This window comes from Streptomyces sp. NPDC014870 (assembly GCF_043081505.1).
In the GTDB taxonomy this organism is placed as follows: domain Bacteria; phylum Actinomycetota; class Actinomycetes; order Streptomycetales; family Streptomycetaceae; genus Streptomyces.
Genome location: NZ_JBIBWQ010000007.1, coordinates 283,324 through 310,267 on the forward strand (window position 1 = coordinate 283,324; position 26,944 = coordinate 310,267).

At 69.7% G+C, this 26,944-nt stretch carries 21 protein-coding genes and 1 pseudogene; 7 read left to right on the plus strand and 15 right to left on the minus strand.

Annotation, left to right across the window (positions count from 1 at the left end; translation table 11 throughout):
- Window positions 1-180: 180 nt before the first annotated feature.
- Window positions 181-1,542, minus strand: coding sequence for a Pup--protein ligase (pafA, locus tag ACF09C_RS21670; RefSeq protein WP_137990376.1), 1,362 nt, complete (start codon window positions 1,540-1,542; stop codon window positions 181-183).
- 9 nt (window positions 1,543-1,551) lie between these two features.
- Window positions 1,552-2,874, minus strand: a complete 1,323-nt coding sequence (locus tag ACF09C_RS21675; RefSeq protein ID WP_392093394.1) for an MFS transporter — start codon at window positions 2,872-2,874, stop codon at window positions 1,552-1,554.
- A 126-nt stretch (window positions 2,875-3,000) separates the two neighbouring features.
- Here ACF09C_RS21675 and ACF09C_RS21680 point away from each other — a divergent pair, with 126 nt between their 5' ends.
- Window positions 3,001-4,017 (plus strand): LacI family DNA-binding transcriptional regulator, encoded by a 1,017-nt coding sequence (locus ACF09C_RS21680; protein ID WP_392093396.1) that lies wholly within the window; start codon window positions 3,001-3,003, stop codon window positions 4,015-4,017.
- A 67-nt stretch (window positions 4,018-4,084) separates the two neighbouring features.
- Here the strand turns inward: ACF09C_RS21680 and prcA are convergent, their stop codons facing one another.
- From prcA to arc, 6 genes and pseudogenes are all read right to left on the minus strand, one after another.
- Window positions 4,085-4,846, minus strand: a complete 762-nt coding sequence (gene prcA, locus ACF09C_RS21685) for a proteasome subunit alpha (protein ID WP_392093398.1) — start codon at window positions 4,844-4,846, stop codon at window positions 4,085-4,087.
- A 45-nt stretch (window positions 4,847-4,891) separates the two neighbouring features.
- Entirely contained in the window at window positions 4,892-5,731 is an 840-nt protein-coding gene (prcB, locus tag ACF09C_RS21690) for a proteasome subunit beta (RefSeq protein WP_392093679.1), read from the minus strand.
- Between the two features lie 78 nt (window positions 5,732-5,809).
- Window positions 5,810-5,950, minus strand: a pseudogene (locus tag ACF09C_RS21695) (endonuclease domain-containing protein); the annotation flags it as partial.
- A gap of 56 nt (window positions 5,951-6,006) precedes the next feature.
- Window positions 6,007-6,219 (minus strand): ubiquitin-like protein Pup, encoded by a 213-nt coding sequence (locus ACF09C_RS21700; RefSeq protein WP_175439096.1) that lies wholly within the window; start codon window positions 6,217-6,219, stop codon window positions 6,007-6,009.
- A 147-nt stretch (window positions 6,220-6,366) separates the two neighbouring features.
- A complete protein-coding gene (dop, locus tag ACF09C_RS21705) occupies window positions 6,367-7,878 on the minus strand; it encodes a depupylase/deamidase Dop (protein ID WP_392093400.1) in 1,512 nt (503 codons plus the stop codon).
- A 177-nt stretch (window positions 7,879-8,055) separates the two neighbouring features.
- Window positions 8,056-9,822 carry a proteasome ATPase gene (arc, locus tag ACF09C_RS21710; protein WP_362421124.1) on the minus strand — a complete coding sequence of 589 codons (1,767 nt, stop codon included), beginning with the start codon at window positions 9,820-9,822 and terminating at the stop codon, window positions 8,056-8,058.
- Between the two features lie 255 nt (window positions 9,823-10,077).
- Between arc and ACF09C_RS21715 the strand changes: the two genes are divergently transcribed.
- On the plus strand, window positions 10,078-10,389 hold the full coding sequence (locus tag ACF09C_RS21715; RefSeq protein ID WP_392093402.1) for a ferredoxin: 312 nt from the start codon (window positions 10,078-10,080) through the stop codon (window positions 10,387-10,389).
- Window positions 10,390-10,393: 4 nt separating this feature from the next.
- Here ACF09C_RS21715 and ACF09C_RS21720 read toward each other — a convergent pair whose 3' ends face one another.
- The 3 genes from ACF09C_RS21720 to ACF09C_RS21730 form a co-directional block, all read right to left on the minus strand.
- Window positions 10,394-10,966, minus strand: coding sequence for a hypothetical protein (locus tag ACF09C_RS21720; protein ID WP_392093404.1), 573 nt, complete (start codon window positions 10,964-10,966; stop codon window positions 10,394-10,396).
- A 198-nt stretch (window positions 10,967-11,164) separates the two neighbouring features.
- On the minus strand, window positions 11,165-12,052 hold the full coding sequence (locus ACF09C_RS21725) for a tRNA (adenine-N1)-methyltransferase (protein ID WP_019884997.1): 888 nt from the start codon (window positions 12,050-12,052) through the stop codon (window positions 11,165-11,167).
- Between the two features lie 18 nt (window positions 12,053-12,070).
- Window positions 12,071-13,321: a site-2 protease family protein gene (locus ACF09C_RS21730; RefSeq protein WP_392093406.1), complete on the minus strand. Its 1,251-nt coding sequence runs from the start codon at window positions 13,319-13,321 to the stop codon at window positions 12,071-12,073.
- A 124-nt stretch (window positions 13,322-13,445) separates the two neighbouring features.
- Between ACF09C_RS21730 and ACF09C_RS21735 the strand changes: the two genes are divergently transcribed.
- Together ACF09C_RS21735 and ACF09C_RS21740 are read left to right on the plus strand one after the other, a co-directional pair.
- Window positions 13,446-14,372, plus strand: coding sequence for a RecB family exonuclease (locus tag ACF09C_RS21735; protein WP_392093408.1), 927 nt, complete (start codon window positions 13,446-13,448; stop codon window positions 14,370-14,372).
- Window positions 14,373-14,383: 11 nt separating this feature from the next.
- A complete protein-coding gene (locus ACF09C_RS21740; protein ID WP_137990365.1) occupies window positions 14,384-15,055 on the plus strand; it encodes a response regulator transcription factor in 672 nt (223 codons plus the stop codon).
- 142 nt (window positions 15,056-15,197) lie between these two features.
- Here ACF09C_RS21740 and ACF09C_RS21745 read toward each other — a convergent pair whose 3' ends face one another.
- From ACF09C_RS21745 to metH, 4 genes are all read right to left on the minus strand, one after another.
- The gene (locus ACF09C_RS21745) at window positions 15,198-16,778 is read right to left on the minus strand and encodes an ABC transporter substrate-binding protein (protein WP_392093411.1); all 1,581 of its coding nucleotides are present in this window, start codon (window positions 16,776-16,778) and stop codon (window positions 15,198-15,200) included.
- 74 nt (window positions 16,779-16,852) lie between these two features.
- On the minus strand, window positions 16,853-18,442 hold the full coding sequence (locus ACF09C_RS21750; RefSeq protein ID WP_392093413.1) for an ABC transporter substrate-binding protein: 1,590 nt from the start codon (window positions 18,440-18,442) through the stop codon (window positions 16,853-16,855).
- Window positions 18,443-18,885: 443 nt separating this feature from the next.
- On the minus strand, window positions 18,886-19,584 hold the full coding sequence (locus tag ACF09C_RS21755) for an HAD family hydrolase (RefSeq protein ID WP_392093414.1): 699 nt from the start codon (window positions 19,582-19,584) through the stop codon (window positions 18,886-18,888).
- 147 nt (window positions 19,585-19,731) lie between these two features.
- The gene (metH, locus tag ACF09C_RS21760) at window positions 19,732-23,241 is read right to left on the minus strand and encodes a methionine synthase (RefSeq protein WP_392093415.1); all 3,510 of its coding nucleotides are present in this window, start codon (window positions 23,239-23,241) and stop codon (window positions 19,732-19,734) included.
- Between the two features lie 303 nt (window positions 23,242-23,544).
- On the opposite strand from metH, the gene ACF09C_RS21765 reads away from it, so the two are divergent.
- The 3 genes from ACF09C_RS21765 (at window position 23,545) to glpK (ending at window position 26,939) form a co-directional block, all read left to right on the plus strand.
- Window positions 23,545-24,312 carry an IclR family transcriptional regulator gene (locus tag ACF09C_RS21765; RefSeq protein WP_392093681.1) on the plus strand — a complete coding sequence of 256 codons (768 nt, stop codon included), beginning with the start codon at window positions 23,545-23,547 and terminating at the stop codon, window positions 24,310-24,312.
- A 276-nt stretch (window positions 24,313-24,588) separates the two neighbouring features.
- The gene (locus tag ACF09C_RS21770) at window positions 24,589-25,377 is read left to right on the plus strand and encodes an MIP/aquaporin family protein (RefSeq protein WP_392093416.1); all 789 of its coding nucleotides are present in this window, start codon (window positions 24,589-24,591) and stop codon (window positions 25,375-25,377) included.
- A gap of 35 nt (window positions 25,378-25,412) precedes the next feature.
- Window positions 25,413-26,939 carry a glycerol kinase GlpK gene (gene glpK, locus ACF09C_RS21775; RefSeq protein ID WP_392093417.1) on the plus strand — a complete coding sequence of 509 codons (1,527 nt, stop codon included), beginning with the start codon at window positions 25,413-25,415 and terminating at the stop codon, window positions 26,937-26,939.
- Window positions 26,940-26,944 lie beyond the last annotated feature (5 nt).

Here is a 26,944-nt window from a genome sequence, read left to right on the forward strand (position 1 = left end):
GCAAGGCGGAGGAGGGAGTCAACGCGGAGCGTTGGGGACTGACGACAACGCGGCGAGGCGCGGCACCGGAGCCCGCGAGCCCGGCATGATCCGAACGAAAGGCCCTAGGGGACCGCCCGGGCAGGCCAAGGGCCCCGCACGTCATGCGCACGGGGCCCTGGCACTTCGTACAGCGTCGTCCTACATTCCGGCGATCAGCTTTTCGACCCGGTCGTCGACCGACCGGAACGGGTCCTTGCACAACACGGTGCGCTGCGCCTGATCGTTGAGCTTGAGGTGGACCCAGTCGACGGTGAAGTCCCGCCGCTGCTCCTGCGCGCGGCGGATGAAGTCGCCGCGCAACCGCGCCCGGGTGGTCTGCGGGGGCACCGACTTGCCCTCGAAGATCTTCAGGTCGTTGCAGATCCGGGCGGCCTGCCCCTTCCGCTCCAGGAGGTAGTACAGCCCCCGGCGGCGGTGGATGTCGTGGTACGCGAGGTCTATCTGCGCGACCCGGGGGTGCGACATGGTCATGTTGTTCTTCGCCCGGTACCGCTCGATGAGCTTGTACTTCATGACCCAGTCGATCTCGGTACCGATCCGGTCCAGGTCCTCGGCCTCGATCGCGTCGAGCGTACGGCCCCACAGCTCCAGGACCTGGGCGACCGTGCCCGTACGGATGCCGCGGCGGTCGACGAAGTCGGCGGCCTTCTCGTAGTACTCCCGCTGGACCTCTAGAGCGGAGGCCTCACGGCCGCTGGCGAGCCGGACCTTGCGCTGGCCGGTGATGTCGTGACTGACCTCGCGGATCGCCCGGATCGGGTTCTCCAGCGTCAGATCGCGCATCACCGTGCCCGCCTCGATCATGCGCAGCACGAGGTCGGTCGCCCCGACCTTCAGCAGCATCGTCGTCTCGGACATGTTCGAGTCGCCGACGATGACGTGCAGTCGGCGGTAGCGCTCGGCGTCCGCGTGCGGCTCGTCACGGGTGTTGATGATGGGTCGGGAACGGGTCGTCGCAGAGCTGACGCCCTCCCAGATGTGCTCGGCGCGCTGCGAGACGCAGTAGACGGCGCCCCGCGGCGTCTGGAGCACCTTTCCGGCGCCGCAGATCAGCTGCCGGGTGACCAGGAAGGGAATGAGGATGTCCGCGAGCCGCGAGAACTCCCCGTGCCTGGCCACCAGATAGTTCTCGTGGCAGCCGTAGGAGTTTCCGGCCGAGTCGGTGTTGTTCTTGAAGAGATAGACGTCGCCGGCGATTCCCTCCTCGTGCAGGCGGCGTTCGGCGTCGACGAGCAGACCTTCGAGAATGCGCTCGCCTGCCTTGTCGTGCGTGACCAGTTCGGTCACGTTGTCGCATTCGGGTGTTGCGTATTCCGGATGCGAACCCACGTCCAGGTACAGGCGGGCGCCGTTCCGCAGGAAGACATTGCTGCTGCGGCCCCATGACACGACACGGCGGAAGAGGTAGCGCGCCACTTCGTCAGGTGACAGTCGGCGCTGTCCCCTGAACGTGCACGTGACGCCGTACTCGTTCTCCAGCCCGAAAATGCGGCGGTCCATGTCTGAACATTACGCCTGACGGCCTGTGCTGAAACCGGGTTCGACAACCCCGTTTCGATCATTTTCCGATGAGTGCGCGTTCCTTTCGGCGTGTCCGGCGTCATCGGCGCCCGCGCCGGCGGCGTGTCGCACGGTGCGGCCCGGCACCCGCAGCACCCGGCCGGTCGCCAGGAGCACCAGGAGGGCCACCAGACCGCCGCCGCCCGCGACGGCGAAGCCCGCGGTCGTCCCGGCCAGTTCGACCGCCGGTCCCGCGACGGCGGAGCCGAGTGCGGCTCCCACGCCGAAGGTCGTGACGAGCCAGGAGAAGGCCTCGGTGACGGTACCGGTGGGCGCGTGCCGGTCGACCACGATGAAGCCGCAGGCGAGCGCCGGGGCGAGGAAGACGCCCGAGAGCGCGGTGAGGGCCGTCATCGGCAGCACACCGGGCGTGAGCATGAGGGGCAGATAGCCGAGGGCCAGCAGGCCGACGATGACCGTCAGCCGGCGCTCGGGAGCACCCGACCACTGGCGGGCGCCGTAGGCGACGCCACCGATCAGCGCGCCGAGGCCCAGCGCGGCCATCAGCCAGCCGTACGCCGCCGCATGACCGCGCTCGTCGGCGTAGGCGAGGGCCGAGACGGTGATCGAGCCGAGGGCGAGCCCGACGAAGAAGAACGAGCCCAGCAGCGCCAGCAGGCCCGGCGAGCGCAGCGCGCCCAGCCAGTGCGCCTCCCGGTGCGCCGACCGCCACGTGCGCGAGGGCTCGGACAGGACGACGGACAGGGCTCCGAGGACGCCCAGGACGTTGATGACCAGCAGCGCCGCGGCCGGCGACCACAGGGCCACGAACAGCGTCACCAGGAGCGGCCCGACGGTGAACATGACCTCCTGGGCCACCGCGTCCAGGGCGTACGCGCGGTGGACCCGGTCCTCACGGCCCAGGACGCTCGGCCACAGGGCGCGCAGCCCGCCTTCGAGGGGCGGGGTGAACAGGCCGGCGACGACGACCGCCGCGTAGGCGAGCACGAGGGGGCTGATTCCGGCCACGGCCAGGACGATCATGCCGAGGGCGGAGATCAGCGCGGCGGGCAGCTGGACCCGCGGCTGGCCCTTGAGGTCGACGGCCCGGCCGAGCAAGGGCTGGCCGATGGCGGTCGCGATGCCGTACGCGGCGGTGAGGCCGCCCGCCAGGCTGAAGCTGCCGCCCTCGGAACGGACGAAGAGCACGAGGGCGATGGGCCCGGTGCCGTTGGGGAGCCGGCCGACCAGGGTGCCGGTGAGCAGTCGCAGGGCGTGCGGTGCCCTGAGTATGTCGAGATAGCCGCCGCTCTCCTTGGCCTCCGTGGCCATGTCCGTCTCCTCTCCCCCGGTACCCACCCCCGAGGTTTTACGTATAACTGCAGGCGTCATACGTACCATGGCCGCAACCCGCGGGTCCACCCCCGCGAACGGCGACCACCTCTCACGGAGGCACCAGTGCAGACCCCAGACTCCCCCGGACCGGCCAGGCCCACCAGCCGGGACGTCGCGCGCACCGCCGGGGTGTCACAGGCCACCGTCTCCCTCGTGCTCGGCGACAAGTGGCGCGGCAGGGTCTCCGAGCGCACCGCCGACGCGGTGCGCGAGGCCGCACGCACGCTCGGGTACCGGCCGAATCTCGCCGCCCGGAACCTCCGCCTCGGGCACACGCGCACCGCGCTCCTCGTCGTGCCCGCCCTCACCAACGAGTTCTTCGCCCGCGTCTACACCGGCGCCGCCACCGTCGCCGCCCGCCACGGCTTCGGCGTCGTCCTCTACCCCTCCCCCGACGGCGTCGGCCCCGCCAGGGACCCCTTCGCCTCGGCCCGGGCCGCCCTGGACGGCATCATCGCCTCCTCCATGGCGACCGACGCCCTCAAGGCCTTCCACGGCACCGACCTGCCGCTCGTCATGCTCGACAGCGACCCGTCCGACGCCGGCGCCGCGGCCCACGTCAACCTCGACATCGCCGACGGCATGCGCCAGGTCACCGCCCACCTGCTCGGCCACGGCCACCACCGCTTCGTCCACCTCGCCTCGGCCGTGCCGTCCTGGACCTTCGACGTCCGCGCGGCGGCCCTCGCCGAAGCCCTCCGAGGCGTCGACGTGCGCACCGTCCGCGCGCCCCTCGACGTCGACGGCGCCCGCGCCGCCGCCGAGGGCGCCCTCACCGGCCCCGGCCCCCGCCCCACGGCCCTCATCTGCGACGACGACATCCTCGCCGCCGGTGCCTGCAAGGCCGCGCGCCGCCTCGGACTGCGGGTCCCCGAGGAAGTCTCCGTCACCGGGTTCGACGACCTCGCCCTCGCCACCGCCGTCGAACCGGAACTCAGCACCGTCCGGCTTCCGGCCGAGCAGATCGGCGAGCGCGGCATGGACGCGCTCCTCGCCGTCCTCGCCGGCCGCACCCCCGAACCCGGCGACCTGCCCGTCACGCTCATGCCCCGCGACTCCTCCGGCCCCGCCCCCGCCTGAGCGGGCACGACGAAGGCCCCGGTCCACCGCGATGGACCGGGGCCTTCATGAAGCGTTCGCGGCGGGACTACTCCTCCGAGTCCTCCGCGATCTCGTCCGACGGCTCGTCCGTCTTCGTGATCGCCGCGTTGTCCGCCTCGAGCAGACGCACCAGCTGACGGCCCACGATCCGCTTGAACTTGCGCTGCTGCGGACGCGTACGGTCCAGGACCGCCACCTCGAGCCGCTCCGCGGGAATCTCCCGCTCACTGCCGTTGGTGTCCCGCGACAGCGCCTGCACGGCCAGCTTCAGCGCCTCGGCGAGGGACATCCCGTCGCGGTGCCGCTGGTCCAGGAAGCCGCTGATCTGCTCGGCGTTGCCGCCGACCGCGACCGAGCCGTGCTCGTCCACGATCGACCCGTCGTGCGGCAGCCGGTAGATCTGGTCGCCCTCGGGCTCCGCGCCCACCTCGGCCACGACCAGCTCCACCTCGTACGGCTTCTCGCCCGCACTGGAGAAGATCGTGCCCAGCGTCTGCGCGTACACGTTCGCCAGGCCCCGGGCCGTCACGTCGTCCCGGTCGTAGGTGTAGCCCCGGAGGTCGGCGTAGCGCACGCCGCCGATCCGGAGGTTCTCGTACTCGTTGTACTTGCCGGCCGCCGCGAACCCGATCCGGTCATAGATCTCGCTGAACTTGTGCAGCGCCCGGGACGGGTTCTCGCCGACGAAGACGATGCCGTCGGTGTACTGCAGGACGACCAGACTGCGGCCGCGGGCGATGCCCTTGCGGGCGTACTCCGCCCGGTCGGCCATGGCCTGCTGGGGTGAGACATAGAACGGAGTCGACACCGGCTACCCGTCCCTTTCTTCTGGGGATCTACGGACGACGAGGGGTCAGAGCAGAGCCGCGCGCGGACCGTCGGGCTGCTCCAGGCGCCGATCGGTGACCGTGCGGGCCAGCGCCGAGGACTCGTCCTCGGTCAGCCTGCGGAAACCCTCGTCGGTGATGACGGTGACGATGGGATAGATGTGCCGGTACAGGTCGGGCCCGCCGGTCGCCGAGTCGTCGTCGGCGGCGTCGTAGAGAGCCTGCACGACGAGCGTCGTCGCCTGCTCCTCCGTCAGATCCGGTCGGTACAGCTTCTTCATGGAGCCCCGGGCGAAGACCGAACCGGAGCCCGTCGCGGCGAAGCCGTGCTCCTCGGAGCGGCCACCGGTCACGTCGTAGGAGAAGATCCGGCCCCTCTCCTTGCCCTCGTCCCAGCCGGCGAACAGCGGCACCACGGCCAGGCCCTGCATGGCCATGCCGAGATTCCCGCGGATCATCGTGGACAGGCGGTTCGCCTTGCCCTCCAGGGAGAGCGTCGCGCCCTCGACCTTCTCGAAGTGCTCCAGCTCCAGCTGGAACAGCTTGACCATCTCGACGGCGAGACCGGCCGTGCCCGCGATGCCCACCGCCGAGTACTCGTCGGCAGGGAACACCTTCTCGATGTCGCGCTGCGCGATCATGTTCCCCATGGTCGCTCGCCGGTCACCGGCGAGCACGACACCGTCCGGGAACGTGACCGCGACGATCGTCGTGCCGTGCGGCGCCTCCACGACACCCTCCGGCAGCTTCCGGTTCCCCGGGAGCAGCTCGGGCGAGTGGGCGGACAGGAAGTCCAGGAACGAGGACGACCCCGGCGTCAGGAAGGCCGCTGGTAGACGCCCGGTGCTACGAGTGTTGGCTTCCACGCGTGTCCCTCCAAGTATTGAGATGGCCCGACGCGGACCGCCGGGGTCGTCCCCCGGCAGCCCGATGGCCTTGGCCGCATTGCAGTTGAAGCACGGTACGTCACGGACCCTACCCGGCTCGTGACGGTGATCCACATCGGCTTCGGGGACAGCGGCCGGCCGTGCCGGCACCCGGAGTGACCCAGGAGACCGGACGGTGCGGACCACAGCGGTCCGCACCCGTCCAGTGACCTTTCAGCACCCGCCCCCACCTTCGATCTGAAGGTCAAGCGACCTTACTGGCCACCCTTTTGCACGAAGGACCGCACGAAGTCCTCGGCGTTCTCCTCAAGGACGTCGTCGATCTCGTCCAGGACGGAGTCCACGTCGTCGCTGAGCTTCTCCTGGCGTTCCTTGAGGTCAGAGCTCGCCTCCGCGGTCGTCTCCTCGACCTCCTCCGTGGAACGCGTCGCCTTCTGCTGTCCGCCGCCGGTGTCCTTGGTCGCCATATCCCTCACCCCGCTCGAATCGGCCCGCTCGGTTGGGTCTCTCAAGATCAGACCCTACAAGCCAGGTCTGACTTCGGCCCCGCAGTTTGGTACAACGTCCGGGCACTAGTCCCATGATTCCCAGTGCCCGGGCATTTCAGGCGCGCCTCAGCCGCCGGAAAGGACGCGGACCAGTTCCTCCGCGGTCCTGCAGCGGTCCAGGAGTTCCTTGACGTGGTTCCTGGTGCCGCGCAGGGGCTCCAGGGTGGGTACGCGCTGGAGGGAGTCGCGGCCCGGGAGGTCGAAGATGACCGAGTCCCAGGACGCGGCGGCCACGTCGTCGGCGTACTGCTCCAGGCAGCGCCCCCGGAAGTAGGCCCTGGTGTCCTCAGGGGGCTTCGTCTCGGCCCGCTCGACCTCGGGTTCGTCCAGGAGCCGCTTCATGCGTCCCCGGGCCACCAGGCGGTTGTACAGGCCCTTCTCGGGGCGTACGTCCGCGTACTGGAGGTCCACGAGGTGGAGGCGGGCGGCGTCCCAGTCGAGGCCGTCGCGGCGCCGGTAGCCCTCCATGAGTTCCCGCTTGGCGATCCAGTCCAGTTCGCCGGCGAGGCTCATCGGGTCGTTCTCGAGCCGGTTGAGGGTGTCCTCCCAGCGGATCAGGACGTCCTTGGTCTGCTCGTCGGCGTCCACGCCGTAGCGCTCCTCCACGTACTTCCTGGCCAGCTCGAAGTACTCCATCTGGAGCTGGACCGCGGTGAGTGTGCGGCCGCTGCGGAGCGTGACGAGGTGCTGGAGTCCGGGGTCGTGGGAGACCTGGTGGAGGGTGCGGACGGGCTGGTCGACGGCGAGGTCGACGTTGATGAAGGAGTCCTCGATCATCGACAGGACCAGGGCGGTCGTGCCCAGCTTGAGGTAGGTGGAGATCTCCGAGAGGTTGGCGTCGCCGATGATCACGTGCAGGCGGCGGTACTTCTCGGCGTCGGCGTGCGGCTCGTCGCGGGTGTTGATGATGGGCCGCTTGAGGGTGGTCTCCAGGCCGACCTCGACCTCGAAGTAGTCGGCGCGCTGGCTGATCTGGAAGCCGTGCTCACGGCCGTCCTGGCCGATGCCGACGCGCCCGGCGCCGGTGACGACCTGGCGGGAGACGAAGAACGGCGTGAGGTGGCGGACGATGTCCGAGAAGGGCGTCTCCCGCTTCATCAGGTAGTTCTCGTGCGTGCCGTAGGAGGCGCCCTTGTTGTCGGTGTTGTTCTTGTACAGGTGGATGGGCTGGGCGCCGGGGAGCTGGGCGGCCCGCTCGGCGGCCTCGGCCATGATCCGCTCGCCGGCCTTGTCCCAGAGCACGGCGTCGCGGGGGTTGGTGACCTCGGGAGCGCTGTACTCGGGGTGGGCGTGGTCGACGTAGAGCCTGGCTCCGTTGGTGAGGATCACGTTGGCCAGGCCGATGTCCTCGTCGGTGAGCTGGCTGGAGTCGGCGGCCTCACGGGCGAGGTCGAAGCCGCGGGCGTCCCGCAGCGGGTTCTCCTCCTCGAAGTCCCAGCGGGCGCGGCGCGCCCGGTGCATCGCCGCCGCGTAGGCGTTGACGATCTGGGACGAGGTGAGCATGGCATTGGCGTTGGGGTGGCCCGGAACGGAGATCCCGTACTCCGTCTCGATGCCCATTACTCGCCGTACGGTCATGCGGCCCTCCTTGCCCGGCGGCGCTCCCCATCGGGTGCGGCGCTGCGAGTACCGACGAGCCTAGAGCGACTCCGCGCCGGTGGGGAGATCGATTGCGTCATTCCCGCGGTGAGTCGCGGGGAAAAGCGGCCGGCTGCGGAGGTCCGAGGGTCCGGACCTCCGCAGCCGGTGTGCGACCTACAGGTACTGACCGGTGTTGGCCACCGTGTCGATGGAGCGTCCGGTGTCCGCGCCCTGCTTTCCGGTGACGAGGGTGCGGATGAAGACGATCCGCTCGCCCTTCTTGCCGGAGATCCGGGCCCAGTCGTCGGGGTTGGTGGTGTTGGGCAGGTCCTCGTTCTCCTTGAACTCGTCCACGCAGGCCTGGAGGAGGTGGGAGACGCGGATGCCCTTCTGGTTGTGGTCGAGGAAGGCCTTGATGGCCATCTTCTTGGCCCGGTCGACGATGTTCTGGATCATCGCTCCGGAGTTGAAGTCCTTGAAGTACAGGACTTCCTTGTCACCGTTGGCGTACGTGACCTCGAGGAAGCGGTTCTCCTCGGTTTCGGCGTACATCTGCTCGACCACGGACTGGATCATGCCGTGGGCCGCGGCCTCCTTGGAGCCCTGGTGCTCCGAGAGGTCGTCGGAGTGCAGCGGCAGGGTGGCGGTGAGGTACTTCGCGAAGATGTCCTTGGCGGCTTCCGCGTCCGGGCGCTCGATCTTGATCTTGACGTCGAGCCGGCCGGGCCGGAGGATCGCCGGGTCGATCATGTCCTCGCGGTTGGAGGCGCCGATGACGATGACGTTCTCCAGGCCTTCGACACCGTCGATCTCGGCGAGCAGCTGGGGGACGATCGTGTTCTCGACGTCCGAGCTGACTCCGGATCCGCGGGTGCGGAAGAGGGATTCCATCTCGTCGAAGAAGACGATGACGGGGGTGCCCTCGCTCGCCTTCTCCCGGGCACGCTGGAAGACGAGGCGGATGTGCCGCTCTGTCTCGCCGACGTACTTGTTGAGGAGTTCGGGGCCCTTGATGTTCAGGAAGTAGGACTTCCCTGCGGGCTGTCCGGTCACCTCGGCGACCTTCTTGGCAAGGGAGTTGGCGACGGCCTTCGCGATCAGCGTCTTGCCGCAGCCGGGCGGGCCGTAGAGCAGGATGCCCTTCGGCGGCCGCAGCTCGTGCTCCTTGAAGAGGTCGGGGTAGAGGTAGGGGAGCTCGACGGCGTCGCGGATCATCTCGATCTGGCCGCCGAGGCCACCGATCTTGTCGTAGTCGACGTCGGGGACCTCTTCGAGGACGAGCTCCTCGACCTCGCTCTTCGGCACGACCTCGTAGACGTAGCCGGAGCGGGGTTCGAGCAGGAGGGCGTCGCCGGGACGGATGGTGATGTCCAGGAGCGGCTCGGCGAGCCTGACCACCCGTTCCTCGTCGGTGTGCCCGACCACCAGGGCGCGCTCGCCGTCCTCGAGGATCTCCTTGAGGGTGACGATGTCCCCGGCACGCTCGAATTCCATGGCCTCGACCACGTTGAGCGCTTCGTTGAGCATGACTTCCTGGCCGCGCCGGAGCTCGTCGAGCTCGACGCTGGGACTGACGTTCACCCGGAGCTTGCGGCCCCCGGTGAAGATGTCGCAGGTGCCGTCCTCATTGGCCTGCAGGAAGACTCCGAAGCCGGCCGGCGGCTGGGCGAGCCGGTCGACTTCCTCCTTGAGGGCCACGATCTGGTCGCGGGCCTCACGGAGTGTGTTCGCGAGCCGCTCGTTCTGCGCGGACACGCCGGCCAGGTTTGTCTGCAGCTCGACGATCCGCTCTTCGAGAATCCTCGTGTGTCGCGGAGAGTCGGCGAGCTTGCGGCGCAGGACGGCGATTTCCTGCTCGAGATAGGCAACCTGGCCGGCAGGGTCTTCAGACCCCCGCCCCGGCCGGATGCCGCGGTTGATGTCGTCGTCGTGGGCTGCCACGGTCCTCACCTCCTCCAAGGGGAGCTGGACGCTTCCTGACCCTACCTGCGTGGGTGTCGATTGAAACCCCTAGATCACAAAGACTGTCGGGGTGTGTCCGATCTTCACCCTTGCGCTTCCCCTCACGCCAGGTGAATACCCACCCATCAACATCGGAAAGCGGGCGGTTGTATCGTCGTCAGTGGTCAACACCCGTCAGGCGTGACCGGACTTAGAAGAACGATCTTTTTTCGACGCTCAGGAACGGCAGGAGACATGACGGTGCAGAACGAGTCCCCGACGGACGGCGCCGGCGAGGCGCTGGAGGTCTGGATCGACCAGGATCTCTGCACCGGGGACGGGATCTGCGCGCAGTACGCTCCCGAGGTCTTCGAGCTGGACATCGACGGTCTCGCGTACGTGAAGAGCGCGGACGACGAGCTGCTGCAGGAGGAGGGGGCGACGACTCCGGTGCCGTTGCCGCTGCTGCAGGACGTGGTGGACTCCGCCAAGGAGTGTCCGGGCGACTGCATCCACGTGCGCCGGGTTTCGGACAGGGTCGAGGTCTACGGCCCTGACGCGGAGTGAGTGATCACACACTCCGCGCGTCGGCCTGGGCGGTGCGTACGAAGCTTCCGCTCTGCCAGCGCCAGCTCACGTCGTCCCGCTGGTCGGGACAGCAACTGGGTACGTCGGGGGACGAGTAGCCGAGCAGCGTGGCGGTGACCGCGCGGTCGCGCACGGCGAGACCGGTGACGTTCTTCTGCTGGGTGGCTTCGACGAGTGTGGCGACCACGCGCGCGTGGTCGCCCTTCTTGTCGTGGGTGAGGACATAGACGGCGTGCGGGGGTGTGCCGGAGCCGGCTTCGCAGTGTACGACTGCGACGGTTTCGGGGTTCCCGTCGCCGTCGAGGTCGCCCGAGGCGCGCTGGGCGACCTTGGTGGGGGCCCCTCCGCAGTCCAGGGGGTAGTCGGCCGTGGCGGCGTCGGGCGCGGGGCGCGTGGCGGCCGGTTCGCCGCCGGGGGCGGCGGAGGTGGCGGTGGCCGCGCCGGGTTGCAGCAGGCCTGCGGCGGCGATGACGGCGGCCATGGCGGTCGCGGTGGCCAGCCAGTGCACCGGCCGGGCGTGGGTGTGCGCGAGGTCCGGGACGGCGGGGTGCTGCACGCGGGATGTCTCCTGTGAGGGTGGCGCGGAAGGAGTTGCGGGCATCGTGCCACACGTCACAGGCGGGTGGAACAGGTGGGGGTGGGGGCACGGCGCAAAGATGCCGAACGTGAAGGTGCCGCCGTCGAGTTCCCTGCCCTGAGGGCGGAACTCGACGGCGGCACACGTTCGTTGTCGGGGCGTCAGCCCGGGGTGGCGTCAGCCCTTGTTGGGGCCTTCGTAGTCCTCGCCGTAGGCGCCCTTGGCGGGGCGGCGGCGGCGCATCGGGGGCTCGACGCCGTCGGCGAGGCGCCGGGCGGTGACGAGGAAGCCGGTGTGCCCGATCATGCGGTGGTCGGGGCGGACCGCGAGGCCTTCGACGTGCCAGTTGCGGATCATGGATTCCCAGGGCTGCGGCTCGGCGTAGCAGCCGAACTCGCGGATGGATTCCACGGTGCGCGCGAGCTGGGTGGTGGTGGCCACGTAGCAGCAGAGGATGCCGCCGGGGACGAGGGCCTTGGAGACGGCCTCCAGGCACTCCCAGGGCGCGAGCATGTCGAGGATGACGCGGTCGACGTCGGTGTCGGACAGGTTGTCCTGGAGGTCGCCGACGGTCAGCTGCCAGGCGGGGTGCGGACCGCCGAAGTAGCGCTCGACGTTGCCCTTGGCGATCTCGGCGAAGTCCTCACGGCGCTCGTAGGAGTGCAGCATGCCGCTGTCTCCGATGGCGCGCAGGAGGAAGCTGCTGAGAGAGCCCGATCCGACGCCGGCTTCCACGACGCGGGCGCCGGGGAAGATGTCGGCGAAGGCCAGGATCTGCCCCGCGTCCTTGGGGTAGACCACGGCGGCGCCGCGGGGCATGGACAGGACGTAGTCGGGGAGCAGGGGGCGCAGCGCGAGGTAGGCGACGTTTCCCGTGGTACGGACAACACTGCCCTCGGGAGCACCGATCAGCTCGTCGTGGGGGAAGGAACCCTTGTGGGTGTGGAAGTTCTTCCCGGCCTCGAGCGTGAACGTGTAGTGGCGTCCCTTGGGGTCGGTGAGCTGGACCTGGTCCCCGACCTTGAAGGGCCCGCGACGGCGGGCGGCACCGGTCGGTTCGGACATGTGACCAGAGTACCGGGGTTATGCGGAGGGTCTTGCCATGGCCTTGACGAAGGCGCGTTCCACGTCGGCGGTGGAGAGCACTCCGTAGATCTCGCCGGTGTCCTCGACGACGAGGTACTCGGTGGCGGGGCTGGCGCGGAGGTGGTCGAGGAGGGGCTGGCCCGCGAGGTCGGCGGGGACCCTCATGCCGTCGGTGAGGTCCTGGGCGAGGGTGCTGATGGCGACCCAGGGGCGGCGGTGCTGGGGTACGCCGGCGATGGCGGTCTCCCGGACGAGGCCGGTGGGGTTGCCCTGGCCGTCGACGACGACGAGGGCGCGGGCCCCGGCCTCGTTGGCGCGGCGCAGGGCCTCGGAGAGGGGCGTGGCGGGCTCGACCGGGATGGCACGCCGAGTGAGCGCGCGGGCGCGCAGTTCGGGGAGGTGCTCGCGGAGGCGGGCCATGCGGAGGCTGTTGCCGGCGCCGGTCCAGATGATGGCGGCCAGGATCGCGGCGAGCAGGGCGTCGGTGACGGTGTCCATGCCGCTGATCTCGTCGGTCGAGTTGCCGAGGAGGCCCGTACGGGTCAGCAGCGGGAGCCCGATGAGGACGGCGACGGCGAGGGCGCGGCCGACCCAGGCGGCGGCCACGGTGCCGGCCATGGGCTTGCCGGTGATCTTCCACACCACGGCGCGCAGCATCCGGCCGCCGTCGAGCGGGAGACCGGGCAGCAGGTTGAAGATCGCGACGATGAGGTTGGAGATCATCAGGCCGGCGAGGAGGACACCGGGGACCGTGCCGGGTTCGACGGCGAACATCGTGAGGTAGAAGACGCCGGCGAGGACGAGCGAGAGCAGGGGGCCGACGAAGGCGAGGACGAACTCGCGGCCTGGGGTCTCGGTCTCCTTCTCGATCTCGGAGACGCCGCCGAAGAACTGGAGCTGGATGCGGCGCACCGGGAGTTTGAAGCGGAGCGCGGCGATCGTGTGGGCCAGTTCGTGGACCAGGACGGAGGCGTAGAAGGCGATGGCGAAGAAGAGGGAGACGAGATAGCGGGCGGCGCCGAGGTCGGGCAGGACGCGCTGGATCTGGTCGCCGAAGACCCAGGTGATGAGGGCGGCGACGAGGAACCAGCTGGGGGCGACGTAGACGGGCACGCCGAAGGGGCGGCCCATGAGGATGCCTCCGCCGGGTTCCTCGCCGCGCCGGGCGCGCGGGTCGGCGCCGGTCGGCGCTTCCGGGTCGCCGGACCGCGGCCGCTGGTTCTCGCCGCGCTCGTCGTCCTGGTTCACGGGTTCCTCTCGTCGCCTTCCGCTCGACCCCTGTCGTGCGTCACTCTTCGATCATGCAGCGTGACGGGGTCCGGCGTCGATGGTATTCGGCTCGCTGTCGGTGGCGGGTCGTAGGGTCTGTGTCATGAGTACGAGCGAGCAGCCGCCGGTGGGGCCCAGGGCGCCCATGTCGTTGTCGCCCTCGCGGGCTAGCGACTTCATGCAGTGTCCCCTGCTGTACCGGTTCCGGGTGATCGACAGGCTGCCCGAGAAGCCGAGCGAGGCCGCGACCCGGGGCACGCTGGTGCACGCGGTGCTCGAGCGGCTCTTCGACGCTCCGGCGGTGGAGCGGACGGCCCCGCGGGCGAAGTCGTTGATCCCGGGGCAGTGGGACCGACTCCTCGAGTCGAAGCCGGAGCTGGCCGAACTGTTCGCGGAGGACGCGGACGGGGAGCGGCTGGCGGGCTGGCTGGTCCAGGCCGAGCAGCTGGTGGAGCGCTGGTTCACGCTGGAGGATCCGACGCGTCTGGAGCCGGCCGAGCGCGAGCTGTTCGTGGAGACGGAGCTGGAGTCGGGGCTGCGGCTGCGCGGGGTGATCGACCGGGTGGACGTGGCGCCGACGGGCGAGGTGCGGATCGTCGACTACAAGACGGGCAAGGCGCCGCGGCCGGAGTACAGCGAGGGCGCGCTGTTCCAGATGAAGTTCTACGCCCTGGTGGTGTGGCGGCTGAAGCAGGTCGTGCCGCGGCGGCTGCAGCTGGTCTATCTGGGCAGTGGCGACGTGCTGACGTACGACCCGGTGGAGGCGGACCTGCTGCGGGTGGAGCGGAAGCTGCTCGCGCTGTGGGAGGCGATCCGGCAGGCGACGGAGACGGGCGACTGGCGCCCGCGTCCGACGAAGCTGTGCGGCTGGTGCGATCACCAGGCGGTGTGCCCGGAGTTCGGTGGGACTCCCCCGGTGTATCCGCTGGAGATCCGGCCGGAGCTCCGTGCGGAGATCGTTTCCGCGCGCCCGCCGGAGTCGGGCGATTCGGGGCAGGGCAGAATGGGGCCGGTCCAGCCCGCGCCGTGAAGGAGTTCTCCGTGGCTATCCGCGTCCTACTGGTCGACGACCAGCCGCTGCTGCGCACCGGTTTCCGGATGATCCTGGAGGCGGAGCAGGACATCGCGGTCGTCGGCGAGGCCGGGGACGGCCTGCAGGCTCTGGACCAGGTGCGGGCGCTGCAGCCCGACGTGGTGCTGATGGACATCCGGATGCCCCGGATGGACGGGGTCGAGGCGACGCGGCAGATCACGGGTCCGGGACGGGACGGTCCGGCGAAGGTCCTGGTGCTGACGACGTTCGATCTGGACGAGTACGTGGTGGAGGCGCTGCGGGCGGGGGCCAGCGGCTTCCTCCTGAAGGACGCGCCGGCGAACGAGCTGGTGCAGGCGATCCGCGTGGTGGCGGCAGGTGAGGCGATGCTGGCGCCGTCGATCACGCGCCGTCTGCTGGACAAGTACTCGGCGCATCTGCCGTCGGGCGACGAGCAGGTGCCGGACACCCTGAACACCTTGACCGAGCGTGAGGTCGAGGTGCTGAAGCTGGTGGCGCGCGGTCTGTCGAACGCGGAGATCGCGGCGGATCTGTTCGTCAGCGAGACGACGGTGAAGACGCATGTGGGGCATGTGCTGACGAAGCTGGGGCTGCGGGACCGTGTGCAGGCGGCGGTGTACGCCTACGAGAGCGGCCTGGTGCGCCCCGGCGCGCAGTGAGCCGCGGGTACCCGGCGGCCTGTTGCGCCCCGGCGCGCAGTGGCCCGCGGGTACCGGCCTCCGAGCAGCCCGAAGGGGCCCGGCGCGCGTGTCGCGTGCCGGGCCCCTTCGTCGTGTGCCGGTCCCCGTGGGGGGCGGCCCGTCAGCTCTTCTTGAGCTCCCAGAAGCGGAAGACGGTCGAGGCGTCGAGGGTCCATTCGAGGCCGGTGACACCGTCGTGGGCGACGGCGTACTGCTTGCCCTGCCAGAGCGGCAGGAGCGGCAGTTCCTCGGCGACCAGGTCCTGGAGCTTGCCGAAGTCCTGGTCGGTGCCGGTGCGGTCGGCGGCGGCCGAGGTCTTGGGCAGGAGGGTGCCGGTGATGGTGGCGTTGGTGTAGTTGTTGCCGAGGACGTTGCCCTCGCCGAAGAAGGGGGCGGTGAAGTTGTCGGCGTCCGGGTAGTCGGGCACCCAGCCCTTAACGTACACGCCGTACTTGCCGGCCGCGATGTCCTTCTCGTACTGCTCGAACTCGACGGACTTCACGTCGGCGTCGAACAGGCCGCTGGTGTTGAGCTGCTCGGCTATCGCCTTGAGCTCCTGGTCCGTGGAGGGGCCGTAACGGCTGGGGGTGGACCAGAGGGTGAGCTTCACCTTGTCGGTGATGCCGGCCTTGCGGAGCGCCTTCTTGGCCTTGGCGGCGTCCGGGCGGTCGCCGTAAGTGTCGACGAAGGCCGTGTTGTGGCCGGCGATGCCCGCGGGGACGATCGAGTACAGCGGCGTGGCGGTCGACTTGTAGATGTCCTGGACGAGCGCCTCGCGGTCCACGAGATGGGCGATGGCCTGGCGGACACCGAGCTTGCCGACGACGGGGTCCTTGACGTTGAAGACGAGGTGCTGGACCTCGGCGCTGGTGCCCTGGATGACGTCGACGCCCTTGTCGTCGGTGGTCGCGGCGGCTTCGAGGGCGGCTATGTCGTCGGCGGCGAGGCCTCGGTAGGCGATGTCGACGTCACCGGCGGCGAAGGCCTTGGAGAGGGCGGCGCGGTCGCCGCCGTACAGCTTGAGGGTGACGCCGCCGTTCTGCGGCTTGGCGCCGCCGGTGTAGCCGCCGTTGACGGAGAAGACGGCCTCGGTCTCACTGAGGGACTCGAGCTTGTACGGGCCGGAGCCGACGGCCTTGCCGTCGGTGCGCAGCGCGTCCTCGGAGTACTCGCGGTGGTCGACGATGGAGCCGGCACCGGAGGCGATCTTGCTGGGGAAGGTGGCGTCGGGGGTCTTCAGCCGGAAGACGACGGTCTTGTCGTCGGGGGTCTCGATGGACTGGATCGAGGACAGCAGCGGCGCCGGGCCGGCCGGGTCGGCGATCTTCAGCGCGCGGTCGAAGGAGAACTTGACGTCCTTGGAGGTCAGCGGGTTCCCGTTGGAGAACTTCAGACCGTCGCGCAGGGTGCACCGGTAGACCCTGCTGCCGCCTTCGAAGTCGCACTTCTCGGCGGCTTCGGGCTGGGGTTCGGTGCCCCCCTTGGGGAAGGCGAGCAGGGACTGGAAGACGTTGTTGAACAGCAGCCAGGAGCCGGGGTCGTAGCCGGCGGCCGGGTCGGTCGCCAGGACCTCGTCGGACATGCCGACGACGACGTTGTCGCCGGAGCCGGCGTCGCCACCCTGCTGGGTGCCGCAGCCGCTGAGCAGGGCGGCGGACAGGCCCGCGGCGAGGGGTGCCGTCAGCCACTTGTTGTGCTTCACAGAACGTGCCTCTTGATCTCTTGCCGGACCGTCGCGCGCGGTGCGCGGCCGGTGGAGCCGAACTGGTGGAGGGGTCAGGCGTTCCTGCGGGCCAGCTCCCACAGGAGCAGGTCGGAGGAGGTGTTCAGCGCCCATTCGACGCCGGTCACGTCGTCGCGGGCGGCGACGTACTGCTTGCCCTGCCAGAGCGGCAGGACGGGAACGTCCTGGGCGACGATCTTCTGGATCTGCCCGAAGACGGGGCCGGCGGCGGTGCGGTCGGCCGACTGGCGCGAGCGCGGGATCAACTGGTCCCGTACGGAGGTGTTGACGTAGGGGGTGTTGAGGAAGTTGTCGGCGTCGAGGAAGGGGGCGACGTAGTTGTCCGGGTCGGGGAAGTCGGGGAACCAGCCGAGGCCGTAGACGGGGAAGTCGCCGCGCTTCTGCGCGGGCCGGAAGGAGGACCACTCGCTGCCCTCGACGGTGACCTTGAAGAGTCCGGTGGCGTTGAGCTGGTCGCGCAGCGCCTCGAACTCCTGCTTGGTGCCGGAGCCGTAGTGGTCGGTGGTGTAGTGCAGGGTGAGCGCGACGGGCGCGGTGATGTCGGCCTTGCGCAGGATGTCGGCGGCCCGGGTCTTGCTGGGCTCGCCGTAGGCGTCGAAGAAGGCCGTGGAGTGGCCGGTGACGCTGGAGGGGATCAGCGAGTAGAGCGGCTGCGCGGTGGGGCCGTACACGGCGTTGACGATCGCGCCGCGGTCGACGACGGCGGCGATGGCCTGCCGGACGGCCTTGTCCTTGACGGACGGGGCGTCGGTGTCGAAGGCGAGGTAGCGGATCTCCAGGCCGGGGACCTCGGTGAGGTCGATGCCGTCCTTGGGCTTCTCGGTGAGCGTCTTGACCTGCTCGAGCGACATGGCGCGGGTCATCATGTCGATGTCGCTCTTCTCCAGGGCCTGGCCCATGGAGTCGGCGTCGGCGAAGGAGCGCAGCTCGACCTTGTCGTTGCGGAGCTTGATGTCGCCCTTGTACGCGGGGTTCTTGGTGAAGACGGCCTTGACGAAGCGGTCGCCGTCGCGCTCGGTCTTCATCGTGTAGGGGCCGGAGCCGTCGACGTCGAAGCCGTCACGGAGCTTCTTGCCGTCGTACTTGTCCTTGCTGAGGATGCCGGCGACGGGGGTGGAGAGCTTGTACGGGAAGGTCGCGTCGGGCGTCCTGAGGTGGAAGACGATGTCGCGCTCGCCGGTGGTCTCGACGGTGTCGATGTTGGCGAGGAGCGCGGAGGTTCCGTTGTCGGACTTGATCGCGAGGACCCGCTCGACGGAGAACTTGACGTCGGCGGCGGTCAGCGGCGTGCCGTCGGCGAAGGTGAGTCCCTCGCGGAGGGTGCAGCGGTAGCTCTCGCTGACCCGGTCGCTGAAGGAGCAGCTCTCGGCGGCCTCGGGGACGGGCTCGCCGCCGCCGCGCGGTACGTGCATCAGGGTCTGCACGGTCTGCCGGAGGATGTTCCAGCTGCCGGTGTCGTAGGCGAAGGCCGGGTCGAGGGGCGCGGGGGCGTCGCTGGTGGCGACGAACTGGTCCGTGGTGCCGACGACGATGGCTCTCGACTCGTCCGCGCCGCCGCAGGCGGTCAGCAGGGGGGCGAGCAGGCCGGCTATGGCCGGCAGGGCCAGGGTCTTGCGGCGCATCAGGGACTTTCTCCTCATCCGGCACGGGGATACGGCGGTGTGCGGACACTCCGCCGCTGCCGCCCGTTCGGGGCGGGCGATCGGGCCGGGATGGTGGGCGATCGGTCCTGCGTTCGCGGCGTCGTGGATGGGCGCCGTTGCACGCGGAAAGCGCGGCGAAGTCCTCGCGAAAGATTAGTGCGAGACGCCGTGGCGGCTGACCGCCGAGCAGCCGCCCCGGATGCGGATAGTGATCATGAATACGGGGGGCTCGATAGTCATGCGCGGGTATGAATGAGCAAGGAAGGCGCGAAACGGGACAGACGTCGATCCGCATTCCCGGCCTTACGGACATCGGGTGCGAGGCGGCCGCCCGAGGTCCGGCACGCTGCGTGACGAAGCTCACGCGCGTGGACCGTTCCAGGGGCGGCCGTCTGTCTGGTCGGGGCCCGGTGATCAGCGGGTCAGGGGCCGATGATCAGCGTGCGCAGGAAGGGCACGTCCACGTCCTCGAGGGAGCGGACCACGACCCGGCCCGGGGAGGGGGCGATCGGGGCCACCGAGGGCACGGCGACGACCCGGCAGCCGGCTGCCTCGGCCGACGCGACGCCCGTCGCGGTGTCCTCGATGACTGCGCACAGGGCCGGGTCGGCGCCGACGCCGCTCGCCGCGGTCAGGTACGGCTCGGGGTGCGGCTTGGTGCGTTGCACCTCGTCGCCGGCCACCGTGAGCGCGAAGCGGTCGCGGCCCAGGGAGGCGAGGATCCGGTCGATGATGCGGCGGTGCGAGGCGGAGACCAGGGCGGTCGGGATGTTGTGCCGGGCCAGCTCGGCCAGCAGCCGCTCGGCGCCGGGCATCAGCGGGACGCCACGGCCGATGCGGTGCTCGAACTTCTCGTTGAGCAGGACGGTCAGCTCGGCGAGGGTGACGTCGGCGCCGGTGGCCTCGATCAGATAGCCCGCGCTGCGGGTCATGGGGCCGCCGACGACGATGTCGCGCCAGGACTCGTCCAGCCGGTGCCCGAGGTCGGCGAAGACCTCCACCTCCGCGTCCCACCAGAAGCCCTCGGTGTCGACCAGGGTGCCGTCCATGTCGAGGAAGACCGCTTGCAGCGCGGAGCTTCCGTTGGCGCGGACAAAGGACGCGGGGACCGTACTGGTCATCCGGCACACCTCCATGGAGGGACGAGAAGGCCGGTCGCCCACCCCGGTACGGGGGTGAGCGACCGGCCTGCACTGGACCGACCAGTGTACGTCCGGATGACGCGAGATGCGCGGATTTACTCCCGTGGCGGGTGCCGACGGGGGTGACTACCGTGCGTTGAAGTACTTCGCCTCGGGGTGGTGGATGACGATGGCGTCCGTGGACTGCTCGGGGTGGAGCTGGTACTCCTCCGAGAGGTGGACGCCGATCCGCTCCGGCTGGAGCAGGTCGGCGATCTTCGCCCGGTCCTCCAGGTCGGGGCAGGCGCCGTAGCCGAGGGAGAAACGCGCGCCGCGGTACTTGAGGGCGAACATGTCCTCGACGTCGGACGGGTCCTCGCCCGCGAAGCCGAGTTCGGCGCGGACGCGGGCGTGCCAGTACTCGGCCATGGCCTCGGCCAGCTGCACGGAGAGACCGTGGAGCTCCAGGTACTCGCGGTACGAGTCGGAGGCGAACAGCTTGGCGGTCGCCTCGCCGATCTTCGAGCCGACGGTGACGACCTGGAGGCCGACGACATCGGTCTCGCCGGACTCCTCGGGGCGGAAGAAGTCCGCGAGGCAGAGGCGGCGGCCGCGCCGCTGGCGCGGGAAGGTGAAGCGGGTCCGCTCGTTGCCGGCGTCGTCGAGGATGATCAGGTCGTCGCCCTTGGACACGCACGGGAAGTAGCCGTAGACCACGGCGGCTTCCAGCAGGTTCTCGGTGTGCAGCTTGTCCAGGAGGCCGCGCAGCCGGGGCCGGCCCTCGGTCTCGACGAGCTCCTCGTACGTCGGGCCGCCCGCGCGGGCCTGCTTCAGCCCCCACTGGCCCTTGAACAGGGCGCCCTCGTCGAGCCAGGAGGCGTAGTCCTTGAGCGGGATGCCCTTGACGACGCGGGTGCCCCAGAACGGCGGGGTGGGGACCGGGTTGTCGACGGCGACGTCGGAGCGGCCGCCCGGCTCCGGCTCCTCCACCTGGAGGACCGGTGTGTCCCGCTTGGCGACCCGGCGCTGCTTGAGCTCGGGCAGTTCGGCACCGGGGACGCCGCGCTTGACGGCGATGAGCGCGTCCATCAGCCGCAGGCCCTCGAAGGCGTCGCGGGCGTAGCGGACCTCGCCCTGGTAGATCTCGTGCAGGTCCTGCTCGACGTAGGCGCGGGTGAGCGCGGCGCCGCCGAGGATCACGGGGTACTTGGCGGCCAGCTCGCGCTGGTTGAGCTCCTCCAGGTTCTCCTTCATGATCACCGTGGACTTCACCAGGAGACCGGACATGCCGATGACGTCGGCGGAGTGCTCCTCGGCGGCCTCCAGGATCGCGGAGACCGGCTGCTTGATGCCGAGGTTGACGACGTTGTAGCCGTTGTTGGACAGGATGATGTCGACGAGGTTCTTGCCGATGTCGTGGACGTCGCCGCGCACGGTGGCGAGGACGATGGTGCCCTTGCCCTCGGCGTCGGACTTCTCCATGTGCGGCTCGAGGTAGGCGACGGCCGTCTTCATGACCTCGGCGGACTGGAGGACGAACGGCAGCTGCATCTGGCCGGAGCCGAAAAGCTCGCCGACGACCTTCATGCCGTCGAGGAGGGTCTCGTTGACGATGTCCAGGGCGGGGCGCTCCTGGAGGGCCTCGGCGAGGTCGGCCTCCAGACCGTTCTTCTCGCCGTCGATGATCCGGCGCTTGAGGCGCTCGTCCAGCGGCAGCGCGAGGAGCTCCTCGGCCTTGCCGGCCTTCAGCGACTTGGCGGTGGCGCCCTCGAAGAGCGCCATCAGCTTCTGGAGGGGGTCGTAGCCCTCGGAGCGCCGGTCGTAGATCAGGTCGAGGGCGGTGGTGACCTGCTCCTCGTCGAACCGGGCGATCGGCAGGATCTTCGAGGCGTGCACGATCGCCGAGTCGAGGCCCGCCTTGACGCACTCGTCCAGGAAGACGGAGTTCAGCAGGATGCGGGCGGCCGGGTTGAGGCCGAAGGAGATGTTGGACAGGCCGAGCGTGGTCTGGACGTCCGGGCGGCGGCGCTTGAGCTCGCGGATCGCCTCGATCGTGGCGATGCCGTCCTTGCGGGACTCCTCCTGCCCGGTGCAGATGGTGAAGGTGAGGGTGTCGATGAGGATGTCCGACTCGTGGATGCCCCAGTTGCCGGTCAGGTCCTCGATGATCCGCTCGGCGATGGCGACCTTGTTCTCGACGGTGCGGGCCTGGCCCTCCTCGTCGATGGTGAGCGCGATGAGCGCGGCGCCGTGCTCCTGGGCCAGCCGGGTGACCTTCGCGAAGCGCGACTCGGGCCCGTCGCCGTCCTCGTAGTTGACGGAGTTGATGACGGCGCGGCCGCCGAGCTTCTCCAGGCCCGCCCGGATGACGTCGACCTCGGTCGAGTCGAGCACGATCGGCAGGGTGGAGGCGGTGGCGAACCGGCCGGCGAGCTCCTCCATGTCGGCGACACCGTCGCGGCCGACGTAGTCGACGCAGAGGTCGAGCATGTGCGCGCCCTCGCGGATCTGGTCGCGGGCCATCTCGACGCAGTCGTCCCAGCGGGCGTCCAGCATGGCCTCGCGGAACTTCTTGGAGCCGTTGGCGTTGGTGCGCTCGCCGATCGCCATGTAGGAGGTGTCCTGGCGGAACGGGACGGTCTGGTAGAGCGAGGCGGCGCCGGGCTCGGGGCGCGGGTCGCGGACGGTGGGCGTGAGGTCGCGGACCCGTTCGACGACCTGGCGCAGGTGCTCCGGGGTCGTGCCGCAGCAGCCGCCGATGAGGGAGAGTCCGTACTCGCGGACGAAGGTCTCCTGGGCGTCGGCGAGCTCGGTGGCGGTGAGCGGGTAGTGCGCGCCGTTCTTGCCGAGGACGGGCAGGCCGGCGTTGGGCATGCAGGACAGCGGGATGCGGGAGTGGCGGGCGAGGTAGCGCAGGTGCTCGCTCATCTCGGCCGGTCCGGTGGCGCAGTTCAGGCCGATCATGTCGATGCCGAGCGGCTCCAGCGCGGTGAGCGCGGCGCCGATCTCGGAGCCGAGGAGCATGGTGCCGGTGGTCTCGACGGTGACGGAGACGATGAGGGGCACGTCGACGCCGAGGGAGTCCAGGGCGCGGCGGGCGCCGATGACGGACGCCTTGGTCTGCAGGAGGTCCTGGGTGGTCTCCACGAGCAGCGCGTCGGCGCCGCCGGCGAGCATGCCCTCGGCGTTCTGCTGGTAGGCGTCGCGCAGCAGGGTGTACGGGGCGTGGCCGAGGGTCGGCAGCTTGGTGCCGGGGCCGATGGAGCCGAGGACCCAGCGCTGCTGTCCGGTGGAGGCGGTGAACTCGTCGGCGACCTCGCGGGCGATCCGGGCGCCGGCCTCGGAGAGCTCGTACACCCGCTCGGGGATGTCGTACTCCCCCAGGGCCGCGTGGTTCGCGCCGAAGGTGTTGGTCTCGACGCAGTCGACGCCGGCGGCGAAGTACTCCTGGTGCACCGACCGGACGATGTCGGGCCGCGTGATGTTGAGGATCTCGTTGCAGCCTTCGAGGTTCTGGAAGTCCTCGAGGCTGGGGTCCTGTGCCTGGAGCATGGTGCCCATGGCTCCGTCGGCCACGACGACCCGGGTCGCGAGTGCCTCGCGGAGGGCTGCGGCGCGGGTCCGGCTGTCAACGGAAGGGGTCGGCGACGAGGCCATGGATGAGCTCCCTGGGATGCGACGGCTGTCGGCTTTGCACGCTCGGTGGAGGGTGCACGGGGCCAGCGTAACCGCGTGGACGCCGGGGTGGACATCGCGTTCCACAGGGCGGACGGCATCCTGTCTCCCGGGGACTCCCGGTCGGACCCGTTCATGACCGACACTGTGTAGGTAACGCGCGGTCGACATCGACCGATAGTGTTCAGCATTGTCGAACACCATGATCCACGCGATCCTGTCCTTCAGGATCCACGGGGAGACCCCCGGGGTCATGGACACATGGACAGGGAGAAAGGCCGGGCGATGGCGAAGAACATCCAGTCGCTTGAACGGGCGGCGGCGATGCTGCGACTGCTCGCGGGCGGCGAGCGCCGGCTCGGCCTCTCCGACATCGCCTCCTCCCTGGGCCTGGCCAAGGGCACGGCCCACGGCATCCTGCGCACCCTGCAGGCCGAGGGTTTCGTGGAGCAGGAGGCCGCCTCGGGCCGCTACCAGCTGGGCGCGGAGCTGCTACGCCTGGGCAACAGCTATCTGGACGTGCACGAACTGCGCGCGCGGGCGCTGGTGTGGACGGACGACCTGGCGCGCTCCAGCGGCGAGAGCGTCCATCTGGGCGTCCTGCACCAGCAGGGCGTCCTGATCGTGCACCACGTCTTCCGCCCGGACGACAGCCGGCAGGTCCTGGAGGTGGGGGCCATGCAGCCGCTGCACTCCACGGCCCTCGGCAAGATCCTTTCGGCGTACGACCCGGTGGCGCACAGCGAGGTTCTGGAGGTGCCGCGCGAGGGCTTCACGCCGCGTACGGTCACGGACCTGACGGAGTTCGAGGCGCTGCTCGACCTGACGCGGGCCAAGGGCTGGGCGTCGGACGTGGAGGAGACCTGGGAGGGCGTGGCCTCGGTGGCGGCCCCGATCCACGACCGGCGCCGGATGCCGGTGGGCGCGGTGGCGATCACGGGAGCGGTGGAGCGTGTCTGCGGCGACAGCGGCGAGCTGCGCTCCGAACTCGTCGCGGCCGTACGGGACTGCGCCCGCGCCGTCTCCCGCGATCTGGGCGCGGGGCGCTTCTGAGCCGCTGAGCCGGGACATCCGCCCAGGCGGGAGTGCCTGATCAACCCGTCGGTAACGATCCCGTTATCGGCGGGTTTTTCGTTCCCCGAGCCCTTGACGCGCTGTTAACCAGGGGGCAAAACTTCCGTGCATCGGTCGGCATTGCCGAACACCTACCGGCAATACGCGCTAGAGTGTGGCAGTGCCAAGGGCCGGCAACGCCCTCATAGGAGGGCGCGGACCACCGGAGGGACCCGGGGTTCGCCTTCCCCTGGACGAAGGACAAAGGAGTCGCGGGTGTCCAGCTCCGACATCTTCATCGGCGAGATCATTGGTACCGCCGTACTCATTCTGCTCGGCGGCGGCGTCGTCGCCGCCGTGGTGCTCAAGCGCTCGAAGGCTCAGAACGCCGGATGGCTCGCCATCACGTTCGGCTGGGGCTTCGCGGTCATGACCGCCGTGTACATGACGGGTACCCTCTCGGGCGCCCACCTGAACCCGGCCGTCACCGTCGGCATCGCCCTCAAGGACGGGGACTGGAGCAACGTTCCGGTCTACTTCGCGGGCCAGATGCTCGGCGCCATGCTCGGCGCGGTCCTGGTCTGGATCGCCTACTACGGACAGTTCCAGGCCCACCTCACGGACCAGGAGATCATCTCCTCGCCTCCGCACGAGGAGGGCATGGTCGACCAGAAGGCCGCGCCGAACGCCGGTCCGGTGCTCGGTGTCTTCTCCACCGGGCCCGAGGTCCGAGTGGTCTGGCAGAACCTGGCCACCGAGATCATCGGCACGGTCGTGCTGGTCCTCGCGGTGCTCACCCAGGGCCTCAACGACAGCGGCAAGGGCCTCGGCGTCATCGGCGCCCTGATCACCGCGTTCGTCGTGGTCGGCATCGGCCTCTCGCTCGGTGGCCCGACCGGTTACGCCATCAACCCGGCCCGTGACCTGGGCCCGCGCATCGTGCACGCCCTGCTGCCGCTGCCGAACAAGGGCGGCTCCGACTGGGGCTACGCATGGATCCCGGTCGTCGGCCCCCTGGTGGGTGGCGCGATCGCCGCGGGTATCTACAACATCGCGTTCGCCTGAGTCGTCCTTCCACCCAGACCTCCTTGGAGCACACCGTGACCGACGCACACACCGCCGGCCCGTTCATCGCCGCCATCGACCAGGGCACCACCTCCAGCCGCTGCATCGTCTTCGACACCGACGGCCGGATCGTCGCCGTCGACCAGAAGGAGCACGAGCAGATCTTCCCGAAGCCGGGCTGGGTCGAGCACGACGCCGCCGAGATCTGGGCCAACGTCCAGGAAGTGGTGGCCGGGGCCATCAGCAAGGCCGGCATCACCGCCGCCGACGTCAAGGCCGTCGGCATCACCAACCAGCGTGAGACCACGCTGCTCTGGGACAAGAACACCGGCGAGCCCGTCCACAACGCCCTCGTCTGGCAGGACACCCGCACCGACGCGCTCTGCAAGGAGCTCGGCCGCAACGTCGGCCAGGACCGCTTCCGCCGCGAGACCGGTCTCCCCCTCGCCTCGTACTTCTCCGGCCCGAAGGTCCGCTGGCTGCTCGACAACGTCGAAGGCCTGCGCGAGCGCGCCGAGCGCGGCGACATCCTCTTCGGCACGATGGACTCCTGGGTCATCTGGAACCTCACCGGCGGCGTCGACGGCGGCCACCACGTCACCGACGTCACCAACGCCTCGCGCACCATGCTGATGAACCTGCACACCATGGCCTGGGACGACAAGATCCTGCAGTCCATGGAGATCCCGGACGCCGTGCTGCCGGAGATCCGCTCCTCCGCCGAGGTGTACGGCACCGTCAAGGGCGGCGTCCTCGACGGCATCCCGGTCGCCTCCGCGCTCGGCGACCAGCAGGCCGCCCTCTTCGGCCAGACGTGTTTCGCCGAGGGCGAGGCCAAGTCCACGTACGGCACCGGCACGTTCATGCTGATGAACACCGGCGACAAGATCATCAACTCCTACAGCGGCCTGCTGACCACCGTCGGCTACCAGATCGGCGACGCGAAGCCGGTCTACGCCCTGGAGGGCTCGATCGCCGTCACCGGTTCGCTGGTGCAGTGGATGCGCGACCAGATGGGCCTGATCAAGTCCGCCGCCGAGATCGAGACCCTCGCGTCCTCGGTCGAGGACAACGGCGGCGCCTACTTCGTGCCCGCCTTCTCCGGCCTGTTCGCCCCGTACTGGCGCTCCGACGCCCGCGGTGTGATCGCCGGCCTCACCCGGTACGTCACCAAGGCGCACATCGCGCGCGCCGTCCTGGAGGCCACCGCCTGGCAGACCCGCGAGATCACCGACGCCATGACGAAGGACTCCGGCGTCGAGCTGACCGCGCTCAAGGTCGACGGCGGCATGACCTCCAACAACCTGCTGATGCAGACCCTCTCGGACTTCCTCGACGCGCCGGTCGTGCGCCCGATGGTCGCCGAGACCACCTGCCTCGGTGCCGCCTACGCCGCCGGCCTGGCCGTCGGCTTCTGGCCGGACACCGACGCCCTGCGCGCCAACTGGCGCCGCGCGGCGGAATGGACCCCTCGCATGGACGCCGACAAGCGTGAGAGCGAGTACAAGAGCTGGCTCAAGGCCGTCGAGCGGACCATGGGCTGGATCGAGGACGAGGAGTAGATCGA

Bases quoted from the DNA above. Each gene is read 5' to 3' on its own strand.
- metH (WP_392093415.1), bottom strand. From the start codon at position 23,241: ATGGCCTCGTCGCCGACCCCTTCCGTTGACAGCCGGACCCGCGCCGCA.
- dop (WP_392093400.1), bottom strand. From the start codon at position 7,878: ATGACCGTACGGCGAGTAATGGGCATCGAGACGGAGTACGGGATCTCC.
- pafA (WP_137990376.1), bottom strand. From the start codon at position 1,542: ATGGACCGCCGCATTTTCGGGCTGGAGAACGAGTACGGCGTCACGTGC.
- ACF09C_RS21755 (WP_392093414.1), bottom strand. From the start codon at position 19,584: ATGACCAGTACGGTCCCCGCGTCCTTTGTCCGCGCCAACGGAAGCTCC.
- ACF09C_RS21715 (WP_392093402.1), top strand. From the start codon at position 10,078: ATGACGGTGCAGAACGAGTCCCCGACGGACGGCGCCGGCGAGGCGCTG.
- ACF09C_RS21750 (WP_392093413.1), bottom strand. From the start codon at position 18,442: ATGCGCCGCAAGACCCTGGCCCTGCCGGCCATAGCCGGCCTGCTCGCC.
- ACF09C_RS21735 (WP_392093408.1), top strand. From the start codon at position 13,446: ATGAGTACGAGCGAGCAGCCGCCGGTGGGGCCCAGGGCGCCCATGTCG.
- ACF09C_RS21700 (WP_175439096.1), bottom strand. From the start codon at position 6,219: ATGGCGACCAAGGACACCGGCGGCGGACAGCAGAAGGCGACGCGTTCC.
- ACF09C_RS21765 (WP_392093681.1), top strand. From the start codon at position 23,545: ATGGCGAAGAACATCCAGTCGCTTGAACGGGCGGCGGCGATGCTGCGA.
- ACF09C_RS21725 (WP_019884997.1), bottom strand. From the start codon at position 12,052: ATGTCCGAACCGACCGGTGCCGCCCGCCGTCGCGGGCCCTTCAAGGTC.
- ACF09C_RS21675 (WP_392093394.1), bottom strand. From the start codon at position 2,874: ATGGCCACGGAGGCCAAGGAGAGCGGCGGCTATCTCGACATACTCAGG.